At 65.6% G+C, this 17,996-nt stretch carries 15 protein-coding genes; 4 read left to right on the top strand and 11 right to left on the bottom strand.

All coding sequences use genetic code 11. The features are described 5' to 3' along the window. Window positions 1-66: 66 nt before the first annotated feature. A complete protein-coding gene (locus AC58D2_RS14350) occupies window positions 67-858 on the top strand; it encodes a class I SAM-dependent methyltransferase (protein ID WP_497391482.1) in 792 nt (263 codons plus the stop codon). 133 nt (window positions 859-991) lie between these two features. Here AC58D2_RS14350 and AC58D2_RS14345 read toward each other — a convergent pair whose 3' ends face one another. The 11 genes from AC58D2_RS14345 to AC58D2_RS14295 all read right to left on the bottom strand — a co-directional run bounded on the left by AC58D2_RS14345 (window position 992) and on the right by AC58D2_RS14295 (window position 13,766). Then, a complete protein-coding gene (locus tag AC58D2_RS14345) occupies window positions 992-2,287 on the bottom strand; it encodes an acyl-CoA dehydrogenase family protein (RefSeq protein ID WP_497391480.1) in 1,296 nt (431 codons plus the stop codon). 95 nt (window positions 2,288-2,382) lie between these two features. After that, complete coding sequence (locus AC58D2_RS14340; protein WP_497391478.1) at window positions 2,383-3,726, bottom strand: phosphotransferase; 1,344 nt, start codon at window positions 3,724-3,726, stop codon at window positions 2,383-2,385. 70 nt (window positions 3,727-3,796) lie between these two features. Next, window positions 3,797-4,579: an enoyl-CoA hydratase gene (locus tag AC58D2_RS14335; RefSeq protein WP_497391476.1), complete on the bottom strand. Its 783-nt coding sequence runs from the start codon at window positions 4,577-4,579 to the stop codon at window positions 3,797-3,799. Continuing rightward, window positions 4,579-5,574 carry a cupin-like domain-containing protein gene (locus AC58D2_RS14330; RefSeq protein ID WP_497391474.1) on the bottom strand — a complete coding sequence of 332 codons (996 nt, stop codon included), beginning with the start codon at window positions 5,572-5,574 and terminating at the stop codon, window positions 4,579-4,581. The genes AC58D2_RS14335 and AC58D2_RS14330 overlap by 1 nt, the downstream gene beginning before the upstream one ends. Window positions 5,575-5,638: 64 nt before the next feature. Next, on the bottom strand, window positions 5,639-6,916 hold the full coding sequence (locus AC58D2_RS14325; protein WP_497391472.1) for a serine hydrolase domain-containing protein: 1,278 nt from the start codon (window positions 6,914-6,916) through the stop codon (window positions 5,639-5,641). A gap of 119 nt (window positions 6,917-7,035) precedes the next feature. Then, complete coding sequence (locus AC58D2_RS14320; protein ID WP_497391470.1) at window positions 7,036-7,965, bottom strand: electron transfer flavoprotein subunit alpha/FixB family protein; 930 nt, start codon at window positions 7,963-7,965, stop codon at window positions 7,036-7,038. 123 nt (window positions 7,966-8,088) lie between these two features. Continuing rightward, on the bottom strand, window positions 8,089-8,838 hold the full coding sequence (locus AC58D2_RS14315; RefSeq protein WP_497391468.1) for an electron transfer flavoprotein subunit beta/FixA family protein: 750 nt from the start codon (window positions 8,836-8,838) through the stop codon (window positions 8,089-8,091). 269 nt (window positions 8,839-9,107) lie between these two features. Continuing rightward, complete coding sequence (sucC, locus tag AC58D2_RS14310; RefSeq protein ID WP_497391466.1) at window positions 9,108-10,316, bottom strand: ADP-forming succinate--CoA ligase subunit beta; 1,209 nt, start codon at window positions 10,314-10,316, stop codon at window positions 9,108-9,110. Window positions 10,317-10,488: 172 nt separating this feature from the next. Continuing rightward, on the bottom strand, window positions 10,489-11,628 hold the full coding sequence (locus tag AC58D2_RS14305; protein WP_497391464.1) for an MBL fold metallo-hydrolase: 1,140 nt from the start codon (window positions 11,626-11,628) through the stop codon (window positions 10,489-10,491). Window positions 11,629-11,631: 3 nt separating this feature from the next. Next, the gene (locus AC58D2_RS14300) at window positions 11,632-12,294 is read right to left on the bottom strand and encodes a cell cycle transcriptional regulator TrcR (RefSeq protein WP_497391462.1); all 663 of its coding nucleotides are present in this window, start codon (window positions 12,292-12,294) and stop codon (window positions 11,632-11,634) included. A gap of 470 nt (window positions 12,295-12,764) precedes the next feature. Then, window positions 12,765-13,766, bottom strand: a complete 1,002-nt coding sequence (locus AC58D2_RS14295; RefSeq protein WP_497391460.1) for an NAD(P)H-quinone oxidoreductase — start codon at window positions 13,764-13,766, stop codon at window positions 12,765-12,767. 98 nt (window positions 13,767-13,864) lie between these two features. On the opposite strand from AC58D2_RS14295, the gene AC58D2_RS14290 reads away from it, so the two are divergent. From AC58D2_RS14290 to map, 3 genes are all read left to right on the top strand, one after another. Next, on the top strand, window positions 13,865-14,062 hold the full coding sequence (locus AC58D2_RS14290) for a DUF1192 family protein (RefSeq protein ID WP_497391458.1): 198 nt from the start codon (window positions 13,865-13,867) through the stop codon (window positions 14,060-14,062). 532 nt (window positions 14,063-14,594) lie between these two features. Then, a complete protein-coding gene (clpA, locus tag AC58D2_RS14285; RefSeq protein ID WP_497391456.1) occupies window positions 14,595-16,937 on the top strand; it encodes an ATP-dependent Clp protease ATP-binding subunit ClpA in 2,343 nt (780 codons plus the stop codon). A gap of 179 nt (window positions 16,938-17,116) precedes the next feature. Then, window positions 17,117-17,956 carry a type I methionyl aminopeptidase gene (gene map / locus AC58D2_RS14280; protein ID WP_497391454.1) on the top strand — a complete coding sequence of 280 codons (840 nt, stop codon included), beginning with the start codon at window positions 17,117-17,119 and terminating at the stop codon, window positions 17,954-17,956. The last annotated feature ends 40 nt before the right edge of the window (window positions 17,957-17,996 follow it).

Raw genomic sequence — 17,996 nt, 5'->3', positions numbered from 1 at the left:
AAATTGTCGCGCCAGCGCCGCGGCAAGGCGCTATGATGGCGCGGCAACAGGATGGGAGAGACCCGAATGATCCGCATTACGCTCACCGCCGGGGTGGCGCTCGCGCTGCTCGCCGGCTGCACCGGGACCGGCAGCGGCGAAGGCGAGGCGACCGCCGCTTCGGCCGCGCCCGCGCCAATGGCCGTAAACTACGCCGCGATCCTTGCCGATCCGACACGTCCCGACGCCGACCGCGCGCGCGACGCCGCCAGGATGCCGGCGCGCCTGATGGACTTCGCGCAGGTCGCGCGCGGCGAAAGCGTCGGCGATTTCGTGATGGGCGGCGGCTATGTCACCCGCATCCTTGCCGGCGTCGTCGGGCCGGAGGGCCATGTCTATGCCTTTCAGCCCCAGGAATTCATCGCGTTCAAGGCGCAATACGGCACCGACCAGCAAACGGTCGCCGCGGCCTACGACAATGTCGACGCCGTCGCCGGCCCCTTCGCCGCGCCCGCCTTTCCGGTGCCGCTCGACACGATCGTCACGGTGCAGAATTTCCACGACCTGTACCTAAAGCCCTTCCCCGCCGACACCGGCGCAAAGGCGAGCGCGGCGCTGTTCGCGGCACTGAAGCCCGGCGGCACGCTCGTCGTCGTCGACCACGCCGCCGCGAGCGGCAGCGGCACGACGCTGTCGGACAGCCTGCACCGGATCGACAAGGCCGCGGTCGTCGACGCGCTGACGAAGGCGGGCTTCGTGCTCGACGCCGAAAACGACCTCTACGCCAACCCCGACGACCCGCGCACCGCGAACGTCTTCGACGCCGCGATCCGCAGCAAGACCGACCAGTTCGCGCTGCGGTTCAAGAAGCCGGGGTGATGCAGGAAAACGTCATTGCGAGGAGCGTAGCGACGAAGCAATCTCCAGCCATCGACCGGCAGGACGATAGCTGGAGATTGCCGCGTCGCCTTCGGCTCCTCGCAATGACGATGGAGCCGGCGCCCGCCGGAGATCAGATCTTCCCCAGGGTCTCCCTGCGCGGCCCCAGATAGCCGAACAGATAGGCCGCCACTTTGCGCATCTGGATCTCTTCCGCGCCCTCGGTGATCCGGTAGCGGCGGTGGTGGCGATAGATATGCTCGAACGGCTTGTGCCGCGAATAGCCGATCCCGCCGTGCACCTGCATCGCGCGGTCGGCGGCCTCGCAGACGAGGCGGTTCGCCCAGTAATTGCACATGCTCACCTTGTCGGAAAGGGTGCGCTCGATCTCCTTGTGCGGCGTATTGTCCATATCCCACGCGGTCTTGCGGATCAGGAGGCGGAGCATTTCGGCCTGCGTCGCCAGTTCGACGAGCGGGAACTGGATCGCCTGATTCTTCGCGAGCGCCTCGCCGAAGGGCTTGCGCTCCCGCGCGTAGCGCACGCTCTCTTCGATGCAATAGACCGCGGCGCCGAGCGACGAGGCCGCCTGGCGGATACGGTTCTGGTGGACGAAGCTCTGCGCGATCGACAGGCCGCCGCCCTCCGGGCCCAGCCGCGCGCTGTCGGGCACCCACACGTCGGTGAAGCTGACGCGCGGATGGTCGGTCGGCATGTTGAAGGTCCACAGATATTCCTCGATTCTGAGGCCCGGCGACGGGTTGGGAACAAGCAGGCAAGTGATGCCTTTGGCATCGCCGTCTTCGCCGCTGGTACGGCAAAAGGTCGCGCAGTGCGTCGCGACGTGCATCCCCGTCGTCCACATCTTCGCGCCGTTGATCCGCCAGCCGTCGACCCCGTCGCGGGTTTCCCTGACCGCGCGCGTTTCCATATGCGTCGCGTCGCTGCCATGCTCGGGCTCGGTCAGGCCGAACGCCGTCCGGCGCTTGCCCTCGAAGCCGCCAAGGATGAACTCCGCCTTCTGCTCGTCGCTGGTCGCGAACTGCTCGAACATCTCGACGAAGGGAAAATTGCCGACGATGCTATGCTCGTTCTGCAGGTCGTTGTGCAGGCCCAGCCCCTTTGCCGCGAAATGCTCGCGGATCACCGCCATCCACAGGTTCGACCCGTCCTTGCCGCCATATTTCTTCGGCGCCGAAAAGCGCCAGTGCCCCGCGGCGTCGGCTTTGCGCGTCGCCTGTTTCAGCAGCGCCTCCCACTCGTGCCGCGGCAGGCCCTGATTGTCCCAGTCGGTGCGCGCATGTTCGCGGCGATGGTCGAAGAAGCGGATATTGTCGTCGGCCATTTCGAGCGGCTTGATCTCCGCCTCGATGAACGCATCGAGCGCGTCGAGATAGGCCTGCAAATCGGGTGCAATCGCAAAATCCATTGATCCTCTTCCCTCCACATTGTCCGCCGCCAATTATCATATCTGATAATATCAGGCCATATTGATCTCGTCGATATGCGCGACGTTGGTGACGATCACCCGTCCCAATCCTCCCGCGCCCGCGCAAGCGCGGCATATTTCGGGCTGTCGACCGCACATTTGTCGAGCACGGCGCGGCGCAGCCTTGCCAGCAGCCCCGGCTCCGCCAGCGTCGTCTCGCCGCCCATCAGGGCCGCCGCAAGCGCCGCATCCTCGGCGCGCACCCCGGCGTCGAGGTCGCGCATGACGATGCCGAGCGCGTTCATCGCGACGACGACCTGGAATTTGCCGTGCCCCTCGGCGCCCGGCTTGATCGCCTCGCCCAGCCAGTCGCGCACCGCCTGAACCATCTCGCGGTTCGTCGGTTCGCCCACCGGCATATCGGGCATGGCGGGCGCCGGCGGCAAGCGGCGCGCGCGCTCGGCCTCGGGCGCTTCGCTTTCGAGGAGCCGAACGAGGTCGAGTTCCTGCTCGGCGGTGCGCCGCCCGACGACGACGCGCTCGACCGTCGTATCGGCGCCGCTCCGCCACGCCTGCCCCATCTGCAGGCAGCCGAGCGCCCACCACAGCGTGCGATAGACGAGCCAGAAGCGGAACCGCTCGCGGTCGACAGGGCACCCCCCCGCGGTTTCATAGGCGGCAAAATAATCCTCGAGGCTGCCGACGCCGAAAGCGGGCTTGTCGAGCTGGCCGAAGCGCCAGACCGTCATACAGCCGAACGCCAGGTCCTCGTGCGCGTCGCCGAGATGCGCGAGTTCCCAATCGAGCACCGCGGCGAGACCGCCCGCATCGACCATCACATTGCCCATCCGGTAATCGCCGTGGACGAGTACCGGCTCGGCGGGCTCGGGCAAATGATCCTCGCACCATTTGACCGCGAGTGCGATCGCCGGACGGTCGCCGCCATAGGTCAGAAACCGCGCCTTGAGTTCCGCCAGCGCCGCCGCGGCGTCCATCACCGGGATGCCGTCGGGGATCGCCGCGCGCGGCAACGCGTGGATATGCGCCAGCTCGCGCCCCAGATCGGCGACGAGCGACGGCGGCGGGGCGGGCAATATCTTTGCGGGGTTCACCTCGGCGACGATGCGGCGCATCACATAGCCCGTTCCCATACCGTCGCCGTCCGCCAGCACCCCGACCACTTCGGGTGCCTTCACGCCGCCGGCATGCGCCGCCTTGACCAAGGCCGCCTCGACCGGATGGCCATAGGGACGGTCCGCCATATATTCGGCCGAGGGCGCGCGGCGCAGCACATAAGCGCCCGTTTCCGCCGGCCCCGCCCAGTCGAACGCCCAGCTCTCCATATTCGCGCCGCCCGACAGACGGCCAAGGTTCGACAGGGTGCCGGGTCCGGCTATGCGCGACATGAAGGCGGAGAGCGGTTCGGCAAGATCGGTCATTACTTAATGATGCTAAGTATTTTTGCTCGCTGCAAGACCAAACCGCTCACGCCAGCACAAATGGGCAGGCTCACCCCGCCCGTTCGCGCCCGCGCGCCATCACCGCCTGCCGTCGCGCCTCGACCTCCTCGGCACTTACCGCCCGGTTCGCGGCGGTCGAGCGTGCCTGCTCCAGCGCGAGGCCGTCGCCGAAGGGCAGCGCATAGCCGTCGTCGATCAATCGCTTGTATGCCTGCACCATCGCGGGGTCGGCGCTCGCGATGTCGCGTGCGAGCGCCTGCGCTGCGGGCAACAGTTCATCGGGCGCGACGACGCGGTTGACGAGGCCCCAGTCGTGCGCCGCCTCCGCACCCAGGAAATTGCCGGTCAGCGACAATTCCTTGGCGCGCGAAATGCCGATCATCCGCGCCAATTTCTGCGACAATCCCCAGCCGGGCATGATCCCAACGCGCGCATGGGTGTCGGCGAAGCGCGCGTTCGTCGAAGCGATCAATATGTCGCAGGCGAGTGCGACCTCGAACCCGCCGGTGATCGCGACCCCGTTGATCGCGCCGATCACCGGCTGCGGGCACAGCTCTATCGCCTTGACCGGATTTTCGTCGGCGCCGGTCGCGTTGGCGGCACCCAGATTGCTCGTGTCGGCGCCGAGTTCCTTGAGGTCGAGTCCGGCGGTGAACGCCCGCTCGCCCGCCCCGGTCAGGACGATCGCGCGCACGCCGTCATCGGCGGCGAGCGCACGCATCGCCGCGGCCAATTCGGCGCGGAGCGCGCGCGAGAGCGCATTCATCGCCTGGGGGCGATTGAGCGTGACCGTGGCGACGGCATCGTCGCGCGAGACGAGAACAAGGGACATCAGGCGACTTCTCCATAACAGGCATAATCTTCGACATGCGCATTGGGGCGGCGGAAGTTGGTAAAGCTCATACTCGCCGACAGGTCGAGTGCCTCGACCTGGTGCCACCATCCGACGGGGAGGAATATGCCCTCGCCCGGCCCGATCACCGTTTCGAGGACCGGCGGCGTATCGACATCGCCGGGCCCGGCGGCGAGCGGCTCGTTCGCCCAGTCGGAAAAACAGTGGCGGCTGTTCTTCATCCGTGCAAACGCCCACGGCGGCGCCATGCGGACGCGCTTGCGCCCTACCACCTGCACGAGCAGATTATTGGTGAGGTCGTGGTGCCAGGGGGTCAGCGTCCCGCGCGGACCGAGCCAGAAGAAGCCGTCGCGATCCCCGCGCGCGTCGAGCAGGTCGATCGGCGCCAGATCGTCCCACAGCGCGCCAAGCGCCTGGGCGTTGGTGCCGCTGTTATACGCGGTCAGATAGATGTCGTTGCTCGCCTCGTCCTTGCGCAGCCAGTCGATCAGCTCGGCGAAGCGGACGAGGCGCCGGTGCGCATCCTTGGCGAGTTCATAGTCGCCATCGCTTTCGCGCCCGACCTGCGCCTCGACCGTGGCGGCGCCGCAGGTTGCGCCGAAATGGTCGAGCGACCAGCGCGTCAGCGCCGGCCAATGATCGACGATTCCCGTCAGCTTCGCCGGCCGGTTCATCTGGTAATAGTGGCAATAAAATATATCGGGCGCGGGCGCGTCGAGTGTGTCGAGCGCGAACCCCTCATCGGCCTCGCGCGCGAGCCGGTCGAGGTTCGCGAGCAGCCAGCCCTGCTTCGCCATCCGTGCCGCCTGGCGCCGCAGCATCGCCGCCATCGGATCTTTCGCCAGTCGCGCGACCTCATATTTTGCCGTCGCCGCCGAAACGCCCGCCGCGACCAGCCGCGCGTGAAGCACGGCGTCATCGGCGCCGGTGGCGAGGCCTTCGGCGAGCAGCGCCCGCTTGTCGAGCTGGGTCATGGCGGTCCTCCTTCGGTTGATCGTCGCGATCAACGCGCCGGCGATGACAAAGGCATGACACGCGTCAGTCGCCGGCCGGCCCCATATAGTCGGGGCCGTAAATCGCGGCGCGTATGTCGTGGTGCAGCGTGCCGTCGAACGGCATCGTCTGGACAAAGAAGACGGCGGTCATGCGGTTGACCGGATCGACCCAGAACAGCGTCGAGGCCGCGCCGTCCCAGAAAAATTCGCCCACCGCACCGCGATTCTCCTGCGCCGTCTGCGGCCTCGCCTTGCGGACCGCAAAGTCGAGACCGAAGCCCATCGCGCCCTTGCCGGGCAGGAACGATCGCTCGGTGACTGCTGGATCGAGCTGGTCGGTCGCCATCAGCCGCACGGTCGATGGTTTGAGAATGCGGACGCCATCGAGTTCGCCTTCACCCAGCAGCATCCGGGCGAACCGCTGATAATCGTCGAGGGTCGAGGCGAGGCCGAAGCCGCCCGGGGTCAGCGCATTGTCCCGAAAATTGAGCTTGCGCGTCTCGGCCGCGTCCTGCTGAACGAGCTTGCCATCCTTCATCATGTACATCGCCGACAGCCGGGCGAACCCGGCCTCGGGCTGACGCCACGCCGTATCAGTCATCCCGAGCGGCTCGAAGATATGCGCGCGGACATAATCGGCGAAGGGTTCGCCGGCGATTTTCTCGACGAGCGCCGCCTGCACGGTGACCGCCGCGCTATAGCTCCACTCGGCGCCCGGCTGGAACAGCAGCGGCACACCGGCGATGCGCCGGCTTGCCTCGGCCAGGCTATTGGTGAGTGCGAGCGGGTCGGCGGCGACGAAGGCGTCGTGCGCCGGCGTCGGTCCCGCGCCATAGGCGAAGCCCGCGGTGTGGCGCATGATGTCACGGACCGTCACCGGCCGGTCGGCGGGCACGTAGCGCGGCGCCCCCGCATCGTCCTTCCCCGCATAGACGCGCATCTGCGCATATTCGGGAAGATATTTGGCGAGCGGGTCGTCGAGCCGGAACTTGCCCGCCTCCCACAATTGCATCAGCGCGACGCCGGTGACGGGCTTTGTCATCGAATAGATTTGCGCGATCGTGTCGCGGCGCATCGGCTTGCCCGCGGCGCGGTCGGCCAAGCCCGCGGCGCCAAAATAGACCTCGCGCCCATCCTGCCAGACGAGCGCCGAGGCGCCCGCGGCGCGCCCGCTCTCGACCATCGCGGCGAGCGTCGCGTCGATGCGCGCCTTGTCGATCGTGAGCGCGGGGGCAGCGGCGGCCGTCTTGGCGGGAGCGGCGGTCGGGACCGCGACCAGCGGCATCGCGGCAACCGCCAGAGCGAAAAAGGTTCGGCGCATGATCTCTCCCCGTCGTTTTTCTCGTGACGGCGCAATTCTGCGCGAAGCTGGCCGGCCGAGCAAACGAAAAGGGCGACCCCGCAGGGCCGCCCTCTGTCGCATTTATGCTGTGTACCCGATCAGATCTTGCCGGTCAGCTCGGGCACCGCGTTGAAGAGATCGGCAACGAGGCCGAGGTCGGCGACCTGGAAGATCGGCGCATCCTCGTCCTTGTTGATCGCGACGATCGTCTTCGAATCCTTCATGCCCGCAAGGTGCTGGATCGCGCCCGAGATGCCGATCGCGAAATAGACTTCCGGCGCGACGATCTTGCCGGTCTGGCCGACCTGATAGTCGTTGGGGACATAGCCCGCGTCGACCGCGGCGCGCGACGCACCGAGCGCCGCGCCGAGCTTGTCGGCGAGCGGGACGATGACCTCTTCATATTTTTCGCTCGAACCGAGCGCGCGGCCGCCCGAGACGATGATCTTTGCCGAGGTGAGTTCGGGGCGCTCCGACTTGGCGATTTCGGCGCCGACGAAGCTCGAGATGCCGGCGTCGCTGCCGCCACCCACCGCTTCGATCGCACCCGAGCCGCCGCTGGACGCCGCTTTCTCAAACGCGGTGCCGCGCACGGTCAGGACGAGCTTGGCGTCCGAGCTTTCAACGGTCGCAATCGCGTTGCCGGCGTAGATCGGGCGGGTGAAGCTCTTGTCGCCCTCGACCGACAGAATGTCGCTGATCTGCATGACGTCGAGCAGCGCGGCGACGCGCGGCGCGATATTCTTGCCCGTGGTCGTTGCGGGCGCAACGAACGCATCGTGGCTCGCCATCAGTTCGGCGATCATCGGCGCGACATTTTCAGGCAAATTGTGACCAAAAGCCGCGTTGTCGGCGACATGGACCTTGCCGACGCCCGCGATTTCCGCGGCCGCCTTGGCGACGCCGTCGACGCCTTCGCCGGCGACGAGCAGATGGACTTCGCCAAGCTTCGCGGCGGCGGTCACCGCGGCGAGCGTGGCGTCCTTGACGGCGCTGCCGTCATGTTCGACCCAAACCAGAGTTTTCATACCTAATGTCCCTCAATTCCGTTCGGGCTGACCCCGGACCCGATCCGGGGCCTGCCCTTTCTTGTGACGTTCCCGAAAAGAACGGCCCTTCGACAAGCTCAGGGCGAACGGGGGTGGAATATTTCAGCTGTGGACGCCAATCGCTTTCAGCTTGGCGACCAGTTCGTCGACGTCGGCGACCTTGATGCCCGCCTGGCGAACCGGGGGTTCGCCGACCTTGAGCACCTTGACGCGCGGGCTGGTGTCGACGCCGTAATCGGCGGGCGACTTGGTATCGAGCGGCTTCGACTTCGCCTTCATTATGTTGGGGAGGCTCGCATAGCGCGGCTCGTTGAGGCGAAGGTCGGTGGTGACGATCGCGGGGAGCTTCAGCTTCACCGTCTCGAGCCCGCCATCGACCTCACGCGTGACGCTGACCTGCTCGCCTTCGACCTCGACCTTGCTGGCAAAGGTGCCCTGCGCCCAGTCGGTCAGCGCGGCGAGCATCTGGCCGGTCTGGTTGTTGTCGTCGTCGATCGCCTGCTTGCCGAGGATGACGAGGCCGGGCTGCTCGGCCTCGGCGATCGCCTTGAAGATCTTCGCGAGCGCAAGCGGCTCGACGGCATCGTCGGTCTGGACGAGGATCGCGCGGTCGGCGCCCATCGCCAGCGCGGTGCGCAGCGTTTCCTGCGCCTTTGCCGGACCGACGGACACGGCGACGACCTCGGTCGCGACGCCCTTTTCCTTGAGGCGAATCGCCTCTTCGACGCCGATCTCGTCGAACGGGTTCATCGACATCTTGACGTTCGCCAGATCGACGCCCGTGCCGTCGGATTTCACCCGCGGCTTCACGTTGTAATCGAGCACCCGCTTCACGGGGACGAGGATTTTCATGGCTCTTCAGCTCCTCTCGAGAATGTTGCACTGCGCCATAATTGGCGTTTACGTAAACGTCAACCAATCGAACCCGTTCATCCCTTCTCCCTAGATGGGAGAAGGATAGGGAGCCTTATCGCCGAAGGCGATCAGGCGACCTTGGATGAGGGTGGGCGGAGCGGCGCTCCGCGCGAGCCTGTGGCTCGCATACCCCTCACCCAGCTTCGACTAGCCAGCAGGCTGGCAAGTCTGCGCAACCCTCTCCCCCAAGGCGAGAGGGAAACTCGTCACGCGGCCTTGCCGACCTCGGCGACGATCTTCTTCGCCGCGTCGCCCAGATCGTTGGCGGGAACGATCGCCAGGCCGCTGCTGGCCAGGATTTCCTTGCCCTGCTCGACGTTCGTCCCTTCCAGGCGAACGACGAGCGGGACCGAAAGGTTCACTTCCTTCGCCGCGGCGACGATGCCCTCGGCGATGATGTCGCACTTCATGATGCCGCCGAAGATGTTGACCAGGATGCCCTGCACCGCCGGATCCTTCAGGATGATCTTGAACGCCGCGGTCACCTTTTCCGTCGATGCGCCGCCCCCGACGTCGAGGAAGTTCGCCGGGAAGGCGCCGTTGAGCTTGATGATATCCATCGTCGCCATCGCAAGGCCGGCGCCGTTGACCATGCAGCCGATATTACCGTCGAGCTTGATGTAGGCGAGGTCATATTCGCTCGCCTCGACTTCGGCCGGGTCTTCCTCGGTCAGGTCGCGCAGTTCGGCGATGTCCTTGTGGCGGAACATCGCGTTTCCGTCGAAGCCGAGCTTGGCGTCGAGAACGAGCAGTTCGTCGCCATTCGCACCTTCGCAGACCGCGAGGGGGTTGATCTCGATCTGCTCCGCGTCGGTCGCGAGGAAAGCGCTGTAGAGGCCCGCGAGAACCTTTGCCGCCTGCTTGGCGAGGTCGCCCTCCAGCTCGAGCGCCGCAGCAACGCTGCGCCCATGGTGCGGCATCAACCCGGTGGCGGGGTCGATCACGATCGTGTGGATCTTGTCGGGCGTATTGTGCGCCACGGTCTCGATATCCATCCCGCCTTCGGTCGAGGCGACCACCGCGATGCGGCTGGTGGCACGGTCGACGAGGAGCGCGAGATAATATTCCTTTTTGATGTCCGCGCCGTCGGTGATGTAGAGGCGGTTGACCTGCTTGCCGGCTTCGCCGGTCTGAATCGTCACCAGCGTGTTGCCGAGCATGTCCTTTGCGGCAGCTTCGACGTCTTCGATCGACTTGGCCAGGCGCACGCCGCCCTTTGCATCGGGTCCGAGTTCCTTGAATTTGCCCTTGCCGCGGCCGCCCGCGTGGATCTGCGCCTTGACGACATAGAGCGGTCCGGGAAGCTGCTTCGCGGCGGCAACCGCCTCTTCGACGCTCATCGCGGCAATGCCCTTGGGCACCGCGACGCCATGTTTCGCGAGCAATTCTTTCGCCTGATATTCGTGGATGTTCATGAGCTCTGCCGGGCCTTTCGACTCTGGAAACGGGAGATATGCGGCGCCGCATAAGCATAAGTTGGGCGGCAACGCCACCCCTGCCGCCGCAAGAGAATCTGTTATGCGGGCTAGTTTGAACTTTCCGGGCGATGCCGCGGGGTCCGTCATCGTCCAGGCTGGTTTCGCGTCTTCACGCGACGGCGCGGTACCACCAGACGCCGTCGCGATCCTCTTTGGTCACCCGCCCCTCGACTTCGAGCCGCTTGAGATGCGCGAGCGCCTCCCCGGTCGCGAGCCCCTGATTATGCGCGCCGATCGGCCGGTTGAAAAGCAACGGAAAGGTGTCGACGGCGCGCATCGGCGCCTCGCTCGCCGCTTCGGCGAGCTTATAGAGGCGCATGCGATGCTCGTCGCGCAGCGCGGTCAGGCGGACATGCAGCCCCTTGAAGGGTTCGCCGTGCGCCGGACAGGTCAGCACGTCGGCGGGCACGGTGGCGAGCAACTTGTCGATCGACGCCAGCCATTCGCCCAGCGGGTCGGCGTCGGGTTCGGTGATGTTGACCGACACGTTCGAGCTGATCCGCGGCAGCACCTGATCGCCCGACACCAGCACGCCCGTGTGCTCGTTCCACAGGCACGCATGTTCGGGACTGTGCCCCGATCCGGTAACGACGCGCCATTTGTGCGCCCCCATGTCGAGCACGTCGCCGTCCTTGATCCGCACATAGCTGCGCGGCAAAGCAAAAATCATCGCCGCGAAGCGGCCCCAGCCCTCACTGCGCTGGCGCTCGATCGCCTCCTCGCTCCATCCGGCGGCGCGCGACTGAACGAGCACCTCGTCGGGCACGGTGTCGCTGGTGTCGCCGACGATCGTGCGCGCGGTGAGCATCTCGCCGCGCGTCATCCACAGCTTGACCCCGCGCTTCTTCGCGATCCAGCCGGCGAGCCCGATATGGTCGGGATGGAGGTGGGTGCCGATCACCCGGGTGATGCGCGCATCCGACAGCGCACCGGCATACAGGGCCTTCCACGCGTCCGAACAGAGCGTCAGGCATACCCCGGTGTCGACGACCGCGACGCCGTGCGTGTCCGCGCCATCGTCGTCGAGCAGCCAGCTGTTGATGTGACCAAGCGAGCCGGGCATCGGGATGCGCGCCCAGCTGATTCCGTCGGCGATCCGAAACGTCTCGCCCGCGCCGGGCGCGGAGTCACCCCAAGGGTAGGTCAGGCCGGCATGGCTCGTCGCGGTAAAGCTGTCGTCCTGGGTCAGCGAAGCGTCGGGCGAGCCCGAACCGGCCGGAATGCCATCGTCTTCGCCGTCCCCAGCCATGCGTCAATCCTCGTCGCCGCCTGCGGCTTCCTCGGCGGCACGGGCTTCGGCCGCCGCGGTGCGCTCGGCACGCAGCTCTTCGAGCAGCGCCTCGCGATCACCCTCGAGGCGACTGTCCTCGGGCGCCTTGATCCCGGCCTTCTTCGCCGCCTTGGCAACGATCGCGTCGAGTTCGCGCTGCGAACAGAGGCCGAGCGTCACCGGATCCTTGGGCACGATATTCGCACTGTTCCAGTGGCTACGGTCGCGGATCGCACCGATCGTGTTGCGCGTGGTACCGATCAGCTTGCCGATCGCGCCGTCCGACACTTCGGGATGGTTCTTCAGGATCCAGGCGATGCCGTCGGGCTTGTCCTGGCGCTTGCTGACCGGCGTGTAGCGCGGGCCGCGGGTGCGGCGGATCGTATCCTGCGCCTGCACGCTCATCTTGAGCTTGTAGTTCGGATCCTTCTGGCCCTTCTCGATTTCTTCGAGCGACAGTTCGTGCGCGCGGACCGGATCGCGGCCCGTATATTTGGTCGCCGCGGTCTCGTCGGCGATCGCCTGCACTTCCAGAATGTGGATACCGCAATAATCGGCGATCTGGACAAAGGTTAGTCCGGTGTTGTCGACCAGCCAGGCGGCGGTCGCATGCGGCATCAGCGGGGTCGGATTGGCATTGGCCATGACGCTATCTCCATGGGCGGAAAAAATAAGGGCCGCCCCTCGCGGGGCGGCCGGATATCGGTGGCGGCTATATGCCGGTTTGGCGAACGGGGCAAGAGCGGGGATTGCGGGGCGCCTTCGGGGTGGCCCGTTGCCCTTGCCGTCTTCGGCTGTCGCGGGCCGGATCCGCGCTGTCATTTCAAAGTTCAGTAAAGTTCAGCCCTGTGCGGCCGCCGATGGGTCGCGTTCGGCGAACAGGCAGGGCCGGCTCCCGCCTGTCGAAAGAGCCGGGACGAAGGCTGGCACAGCCGGATAATGTAGGACAGCTTTTTTTCGGGGCGGATGTCCGATTTGGGATGGGGAGCGGACGTCCGCCTTTTTCGTCATCCCGGACTTGATCCGGGATCCACTCCCCCGACGCTGCGCCTAATGGACCCCGGATCAAGTCCGGGGTGACGATAAAGAATATGTCCGCAATCGGCCGCGAGCCGTCATTCGACCGTCAGCACGATCTTTCCGACGTGGGCGCCCGCCTGCATGCGCGCGTGGGCGGCGGCGGCTTCGGCGAGGGGAAAGTTCTGGTCCATCGCCGGCTTCCACCCGCCTTCGCCAAGCCGGGGCCAGAGCGTCTTGTGGATCTCGTCGGCGAGCGCCGCCTTGAAATCGGCGCTGCGCGCCCGCAGCGTCGAGCCGGTCATCGTCAGGCGGCGACGCATGAGCTGCGACATGTCGACCTCCGCCGTCGCACCGCGCTGAAAGGCGATGGTGACATGGCGGCCGTCGTCGGCCAGGCAGGCGAGGTTGCGCGGCACATAATCGCCGCCCACCATGTCGAGGACCACGTCGACCCCCGCACCGCCGGTAAAGGCCTTGACCGCCTCGACATAATCCTCCGCCGAATAATCGATCGCAAGGTCGGCGCCGAGCGCGCGCGCCGCATCGCACTTGTCCGCGCTGCCGCAGGTCACGGCGATACGGATGTCGAACAGCTTGCACAGGCCGATCGCGGTCGTCCCGATCCCGCTGGTGCCGCCATGCACAAGGGCGGTTTCGCCCTCCTTGATCCAGCCTCGCTCGAACAGATTGTGCCACACGGTGAACACGGTTTCCGGAAGCGCCGCGGCCTCGGCCATCGAAAAGCCGGACGGCACCGGCAGGACGCTGCCGGCCGGCGCGACGCAATATTCGGCATAGCCGCCGCCCGCGACGAGCGCGCAAACCGACTGGCCCAGACATTCGGGATCGACCCCCGGCCCGACCGCGGCCACCGTGCCGGCAACCTCGAGTCCCGGCAGGTCGGATGCCCCCGGCGGCGGCGGATAGAATCCCATGCGCTGAAGGACGTCGGGCCGGTTGACCCCTGCGGCGGCGACCCTGACAAGCAATTCGCCGGCCCCCGGCTGCGGCACCGGGCGCTGCTCGGGCACCAGCACCTCGGGCCCGCCCGGTTCGCGGATCGCGATGGCGGTCATCGTCGCTGGCAGCTTGGTCACGCTAAGTCCCCCATATATACCGAAATCCCACTCGGGCCGCCTTATTGACAGCGCGGCGGCACGGGTCAACAGTTGCGCGCCGCGAAAGGATGTTTTGGATGGACGACGATGACCTTCCCCGCCGCCGCGACGATATTCTCGCCGCGCTGACCAAGCAGTCGCTCGACCCGCTGTCCCTCGAGGAGCTGAAAGACCGTATAGCGGTCCTCGACGCCGAGATGGCGCGCACCAGGGCGCATATGGCCGCCGCCGGCAGCTTCAAGGCGAACGCCGAGGCGCTGTTCAAAAAGGGATAGGAGTGCCCCGCTCCGGTGAGACGTAGGGAGAGAGGAGCGGGGCGCCGGCGCTTAACCACGCCGATCATTTCGATTTGATGAACGGGCATCTCGCCGCTCCCGGTCGATGCAGAATTTTGCAACCGCTCCGTTAGGGTCAGGACCCATTAATTGCACGATCGAGGCGTCGAAATGGCGAAGATATCGGGTTCGGGCGGGCGCAGCGGGTAGCATCGCTACCCGCAAGGCCGCGCGGGCCCGATATCGAAGCCATTTCGACGTCCCTTCGGGATTTGACCGATTTTGTCCATTGCGTCGTTGGAAAGACTGGAAATATCGACATATTCCTTCGCCTTTCCGCCTCGCACTGAACAAAATCGCTTCAAACCTCGATCGTACAATTAATGGGTCCTGACCCTAACCATGACGCAGGGCTGTCATGGTAATTTCATACGGCCGACCGCTTTTCCCTTGCGGTGAGGCGGCGGCATCGCCACCTTGTCATCCTAAGGGGGCCGCCTCTCCCCGGCGGGTCCCGCAAGGAGAACGACCCATGCCGTCCTTTTCGGAATCGCTCGAAAAGACCCTGCACAATGCGCTGAAAGCCGCGTCGGAGCGGCACCATGAATATGCGACGCTCGAGCATCTGCTCTTTGCGCTGATCGACGACGAACATGCCGCGGAGGTGATGCGGGCGTGCGGCGTCGCCCTGGGCGATCTGCAATCGGCGGTGGTCCACTATCTCGACACCGAACTCGACAGTCTGAAGGTAGAGGGCCACAGCGACCCCTCTCCGACCAGCGGTTTCCAGCGCGTCGTCCAGCGCGCGATCCTGCACGTCCAGTCGTCGGGCAAGGACGAGGTGACGGGCGCCAACGTCCTCGTCGCGCTGTTTTCCGAACGCGAATCCTATGCCGTCTATTTCCTGCAGCAGCAGGATCTGACGCGGCTCGACGCGGTGTCCTACCTTAGCCACGGCGTCGGCAAGGGCGGCAAGCCCTCGCCGCAGGCCGAGCCCGAGGAAAAGGAAGAGGCGAAGGAAAAGTCGGACGGCAAGAACAAGAAAGAGACCGCCCTCGATCAGTTCACCGTCAACCTCAACGAAAAGGCGAAGGGCGGCAAGGTCGATCCGCTGATCGGCCGCTCGGCCGAGGTCGACCGCACGATCCAGATCCTCTGCCGCCGCAGCAAGAACAACCCGCTCTATGTCGGCGATCCGGGCGTCGGCAAGACGGCGATCGCGGAGGGGCTCGCACGCAAGATCGTCGAGGGCGACGTGCCCGAGGTTCTGAAGGAAGCGGTGATCTATTCGCTCGACATGGGCGCACTGCTCGCCGGTACGCGTTATCGCGGCGATTTCGAGGAGCGGCTGAAGCAGGTCGTCTCCGAACTCGAAGGACTGCCGCACGCGATCTTGTTCATCGACGAGATCCATACGGTGATCGGCGCCGGCGCGACCAGCGGCGGCGCGATGGATGCGTCGAACCTGCTCAAGCCCGCCCTCTCCGGCGGCGTCATCCGCTGCATCGGATCGACCACGTACAAGGAGTTTCGCAATCACTTCGAAAAGGACCGTGCGCTGCTGCGACGGTTCCAGAAGATCGACGTGATCGAGCCGAGTATCGAGGATACGAAGAAGATCCTCGCCGGGCTGCGCGAAGCTTTCGAGAGCCATCACAATGTCAAATATACCGCCGATGCGATCAACGCGGCGGTCGAGCTGTCGTCACGCTATATCAACGACCGCAAATTGCCCGACAAGGCGATCGACGTGATCGACGAGGTCGGCGCGATGCAGATGCTCGTGCCGCCGTCGAAGCGCCGCAAGACGATCACCGCCAAGGAGATCGAGGCGGTGATCGCGACGATGGCGCGCATCCCGCCCAAATCGGTGTCGAGCGACGACAAGAAGGTGCTCGAAACGCTCGAGACCGACCTCAAGCGCGTGGTGTTCGGACAGAATACCGCGATCGAGGTGCTCGCGTCGGCGATCAAGCTGTCGCGCGCAGGGCTGCGCGATCCCGAAAAGCCGATCGGCAACTATCTGTTCAGCGGCCCGACCGGCGTCGGCAAGACCGAGGTGGCGAAGCAGCTCGCAAGCCTGCTCGGTATCCCGCTCCAGCGCTTCGACATGTCCGAATATATGGAGCGGCATTCGGTGAGCCGCCTGATCGGTGCGCCCCCGGGCTATGTCGGCTACGACCAGGGCGGGCTGCTCACCGATGCGATCGACCAGAACCCGCATTGCGTGCTGCTGCTCGACGAGATCGAGAAGGCGCATCCCGACCTGTTCAACATCCTGCTCCAGGTGATGGACAACGGCCGCCTGACCGACCACCACGGCAAGACGGTCGACTTCCGCAACGTCATCCTGATCATGACGACCAATGCGGGCGCGAGCGACATGGCGCGCGAATCGATCGGTTTCGGCCAGCAGACTCGCGAGGATGTGCAGGAAGAAGCGGTGAAGCGCATGTTCACCCCCGAATTCCGCAACCGCCTCGATGCGATCGTGCCCTTCGGCTATCTGCCGCCCGAGGTCGTCGCACGCGTCGTCGACAAGTTCATCCTCGAACTCGAGCTGCAACTCGCCGATCGGAATGTTCATATCCAGCTCGACGATGCCGCACGCCAGTGGCTGACGTCGAAGGGCTATGACAAACTCTATGGCGCGCGTCCGATGGGCCGCCTGATCCAGGAAAAGATCAAGCAGCCGCTCGCCGAGGAACTGCTCTTCGGCAAACTCGTCCACGGCGGCGAGGTGAAGGTGAAGATGAAGGCGGGCGAGGATGCCAAGGTCGGCAACCCGTTGACCTTCGAAATCACCCCCGCTCCGCCCAAGGGCGGCAAGGGCAAAGGCAAGGCAAAGCCGAAGGCCGAGAAGGCGGCGGAGTAACCCCCTCAAGGCATTCTGGCACATGTGTGTCCCCGCGAAGGCGGGGACCCATTACCCGCCAGTTGCAGCTGGCACCGGCCGGAGATGGGCTCCCGCCTTCGCGGGAGCACACCTTTTCTTGAAGGCGATCGGAGTCCTCGCCCCTCGCATTCCGACGCCACTTCGCCTATATCGCCCCCATGTATAATTATATCTCCGTGACCGCCGACGACGCCGGCGCCCCCGCTGCCGTGCGCGACGGCACGATCAAGCTGCACGATGCGACGGGCTTCGCGGGCATGCGCAAGGCTGGGCAATTGTCGGCCGGCATTCTCGATGAGCTGGTGTCGTTCATCCAGCCCGGCGTCACCACCGGGGCGATCGACGACCTCGTGCGCGAACGAATGCTCGAAGGCGGCGGCATTCCCGCGACGCTCGGCTATCGCGGCTTCACGCATAGCTGCTGCACCAGCATCAACCATGTCGTGTGCCACGGCATTCCCGACGATCGGCCGCTCCGCGAAGGCGACATCGTCAATGTCGACGTCACCAGCATCATCGATGGCTGGCATGGCGACACCAGCCGGATGTATCTGGTCGGCGACGTTCCGATCAAGGCGCGGCGACTGGTCGATGTGACCTATGAATGCCTGATGCTCGGCATCGAGCAGGCGAAACCCGGCAACACGATGGGCGACGTCGCGCACGCGATCCAGACCCATGCCGAGCGTCACCGCTATTCGGTGGTCCGCGACTTCTGCGGCCACGGCCTCGGCCAAATGTTCCACGATGCGCCCGAAGTCGTTCACGCCGGACGTCCGGGCACCGGCCCGGAACTGAAGCCCGGCATGTTCTTCACGATCGAGCCGATGATCAACACCGGCAAATATGCGGTCAAGATGCTCTCCGACGGCTGGACCGCGGTGACGCGCGACCGGTCGCTGTCGGCCCAGTTCGAGCACAGCATCGGCATCACCGAGGACGGATGCGAAATTTTCACCGCGAGCCCGCAGGGATTGAACGCGCCGCCCTGGCAGTAGGCGGAACCGATTCCCCCTTGCACCCCCGTCCCTTTGCGAG

Source organism: Sphingopyxis sp. CR5 (assembly GCF_059693785.1).
Note: the sequence above shows the minus strand (reverse complement) of the source record. Positions and strands in the feature narration are given on the sequence as shown.

What these genes read in the sequence shown, in the direction of transcription:
- AC58D2_RS14340 (WP_497391478.1), bottom strand. Translation starts at nt 3,726, where the DNA reads ATGACCGATCTTGCCGAACCGCTCTCCGCCTTCATGTCGCGCATAGCC.
- AC58D2_RS14345 (WP_497391480.1), bottom strand. Translation starts at nt 2,287, where the DNA reads ATGGATTTTGCGATTGCACCCGATTTGCAGGCCTATCTCGACGCGCTC.
- map (WP_497391454.1), top strand. Translation starts at nt 17,117, where the DNA reads ATGTATAATTATATCTCCGTGACCGCCGACGACGCCGGCGCCCCCGCT.
- AC58D2_RS14290 (WP_497391458.1), top strand. Translation starts at nt 13,865, where the DNA reads ATGGACGACGATGACCTTCCCCGCCGCCGCGACGATATTCTCGCCGCG.
- AC58D2_RS14300 (WP_497391462.1), bottom strand. Translation starts at nt 12,294, where the DNA reads ATGGCCAATGCCAATCCGACCCCGCTGATGCCGCATGCGACCGCCGCC.
- sucC (WP_497391466.1), bottom strand. Translation starts at nt 10,316, where the DNA reads ATGAACATCCACGAATATCAGGCGAAAGAATTGCTCGCGAAACATGGC.
- AC58D2_RS14315 (WP_497391468.1), bottom strand. Translation starts at nt 8,838, where the DNA reads ATGAAAATCCTCGTCCCCGTGAAGCGGGTGCTCGATTACAACGTGAAG.
- AC58D2_RS14325 (WP_497391472.1), bottom strand. Translation starts at nt 6,916, where the DNA reads ATGCGCCGAACCTTTTTCGCTCTGGCGGTTGCCGCGATGCCGCTGGTC.
- AC58D2_RS14350 (WP_497391482.1), top strand. Translation starts at nt 67, where the DNA reads ATGATCCGCATTACGCTCACCGCCGGGGTGGCGCTCGCGCTGCTCGCC.
- AC58D2_RS14330 (WP_497391474.1), bottom strand. Translation starts at nt 5,574, where the DNA reads ATGACCCAGCTCGACAAGCGGGCGCTGCTCGCCGAAGGCCTCGCCACC.
- clpA (WP_497391456.1), top strand. Translation starts at nt 14,595, where the DNA reads ATGCCGTCCTTTTCGGAATCGCTCGAAAAGACCCTGCACAATGCGCTG.
- AC58D2_RS14335 (WP_497391476.1), bottom strand. Translation starts at nt 4,579, where the DNA reads ATGTCCCTTGTTCTCGTCTCGCGCGACGATGCCGTCGCCACGGTCACG.
- AC58D2_RS14320 (WP_497391470.1), bottom strand. Translation starts at nt 7,965, where the DNA reads ATGAAAACTCTGGTTTGGGTCGAACATGACGGCAGCGCCGTCAAGGAC.
- AC58D2_RS14305 (WP_497391464.1), bottom strand. Translation starts at nt 11,628, where the DNA reads ATGGCTGGGGACGGCGAAGACGATGGCATTCCGGCCGGTTCGGGCTCG.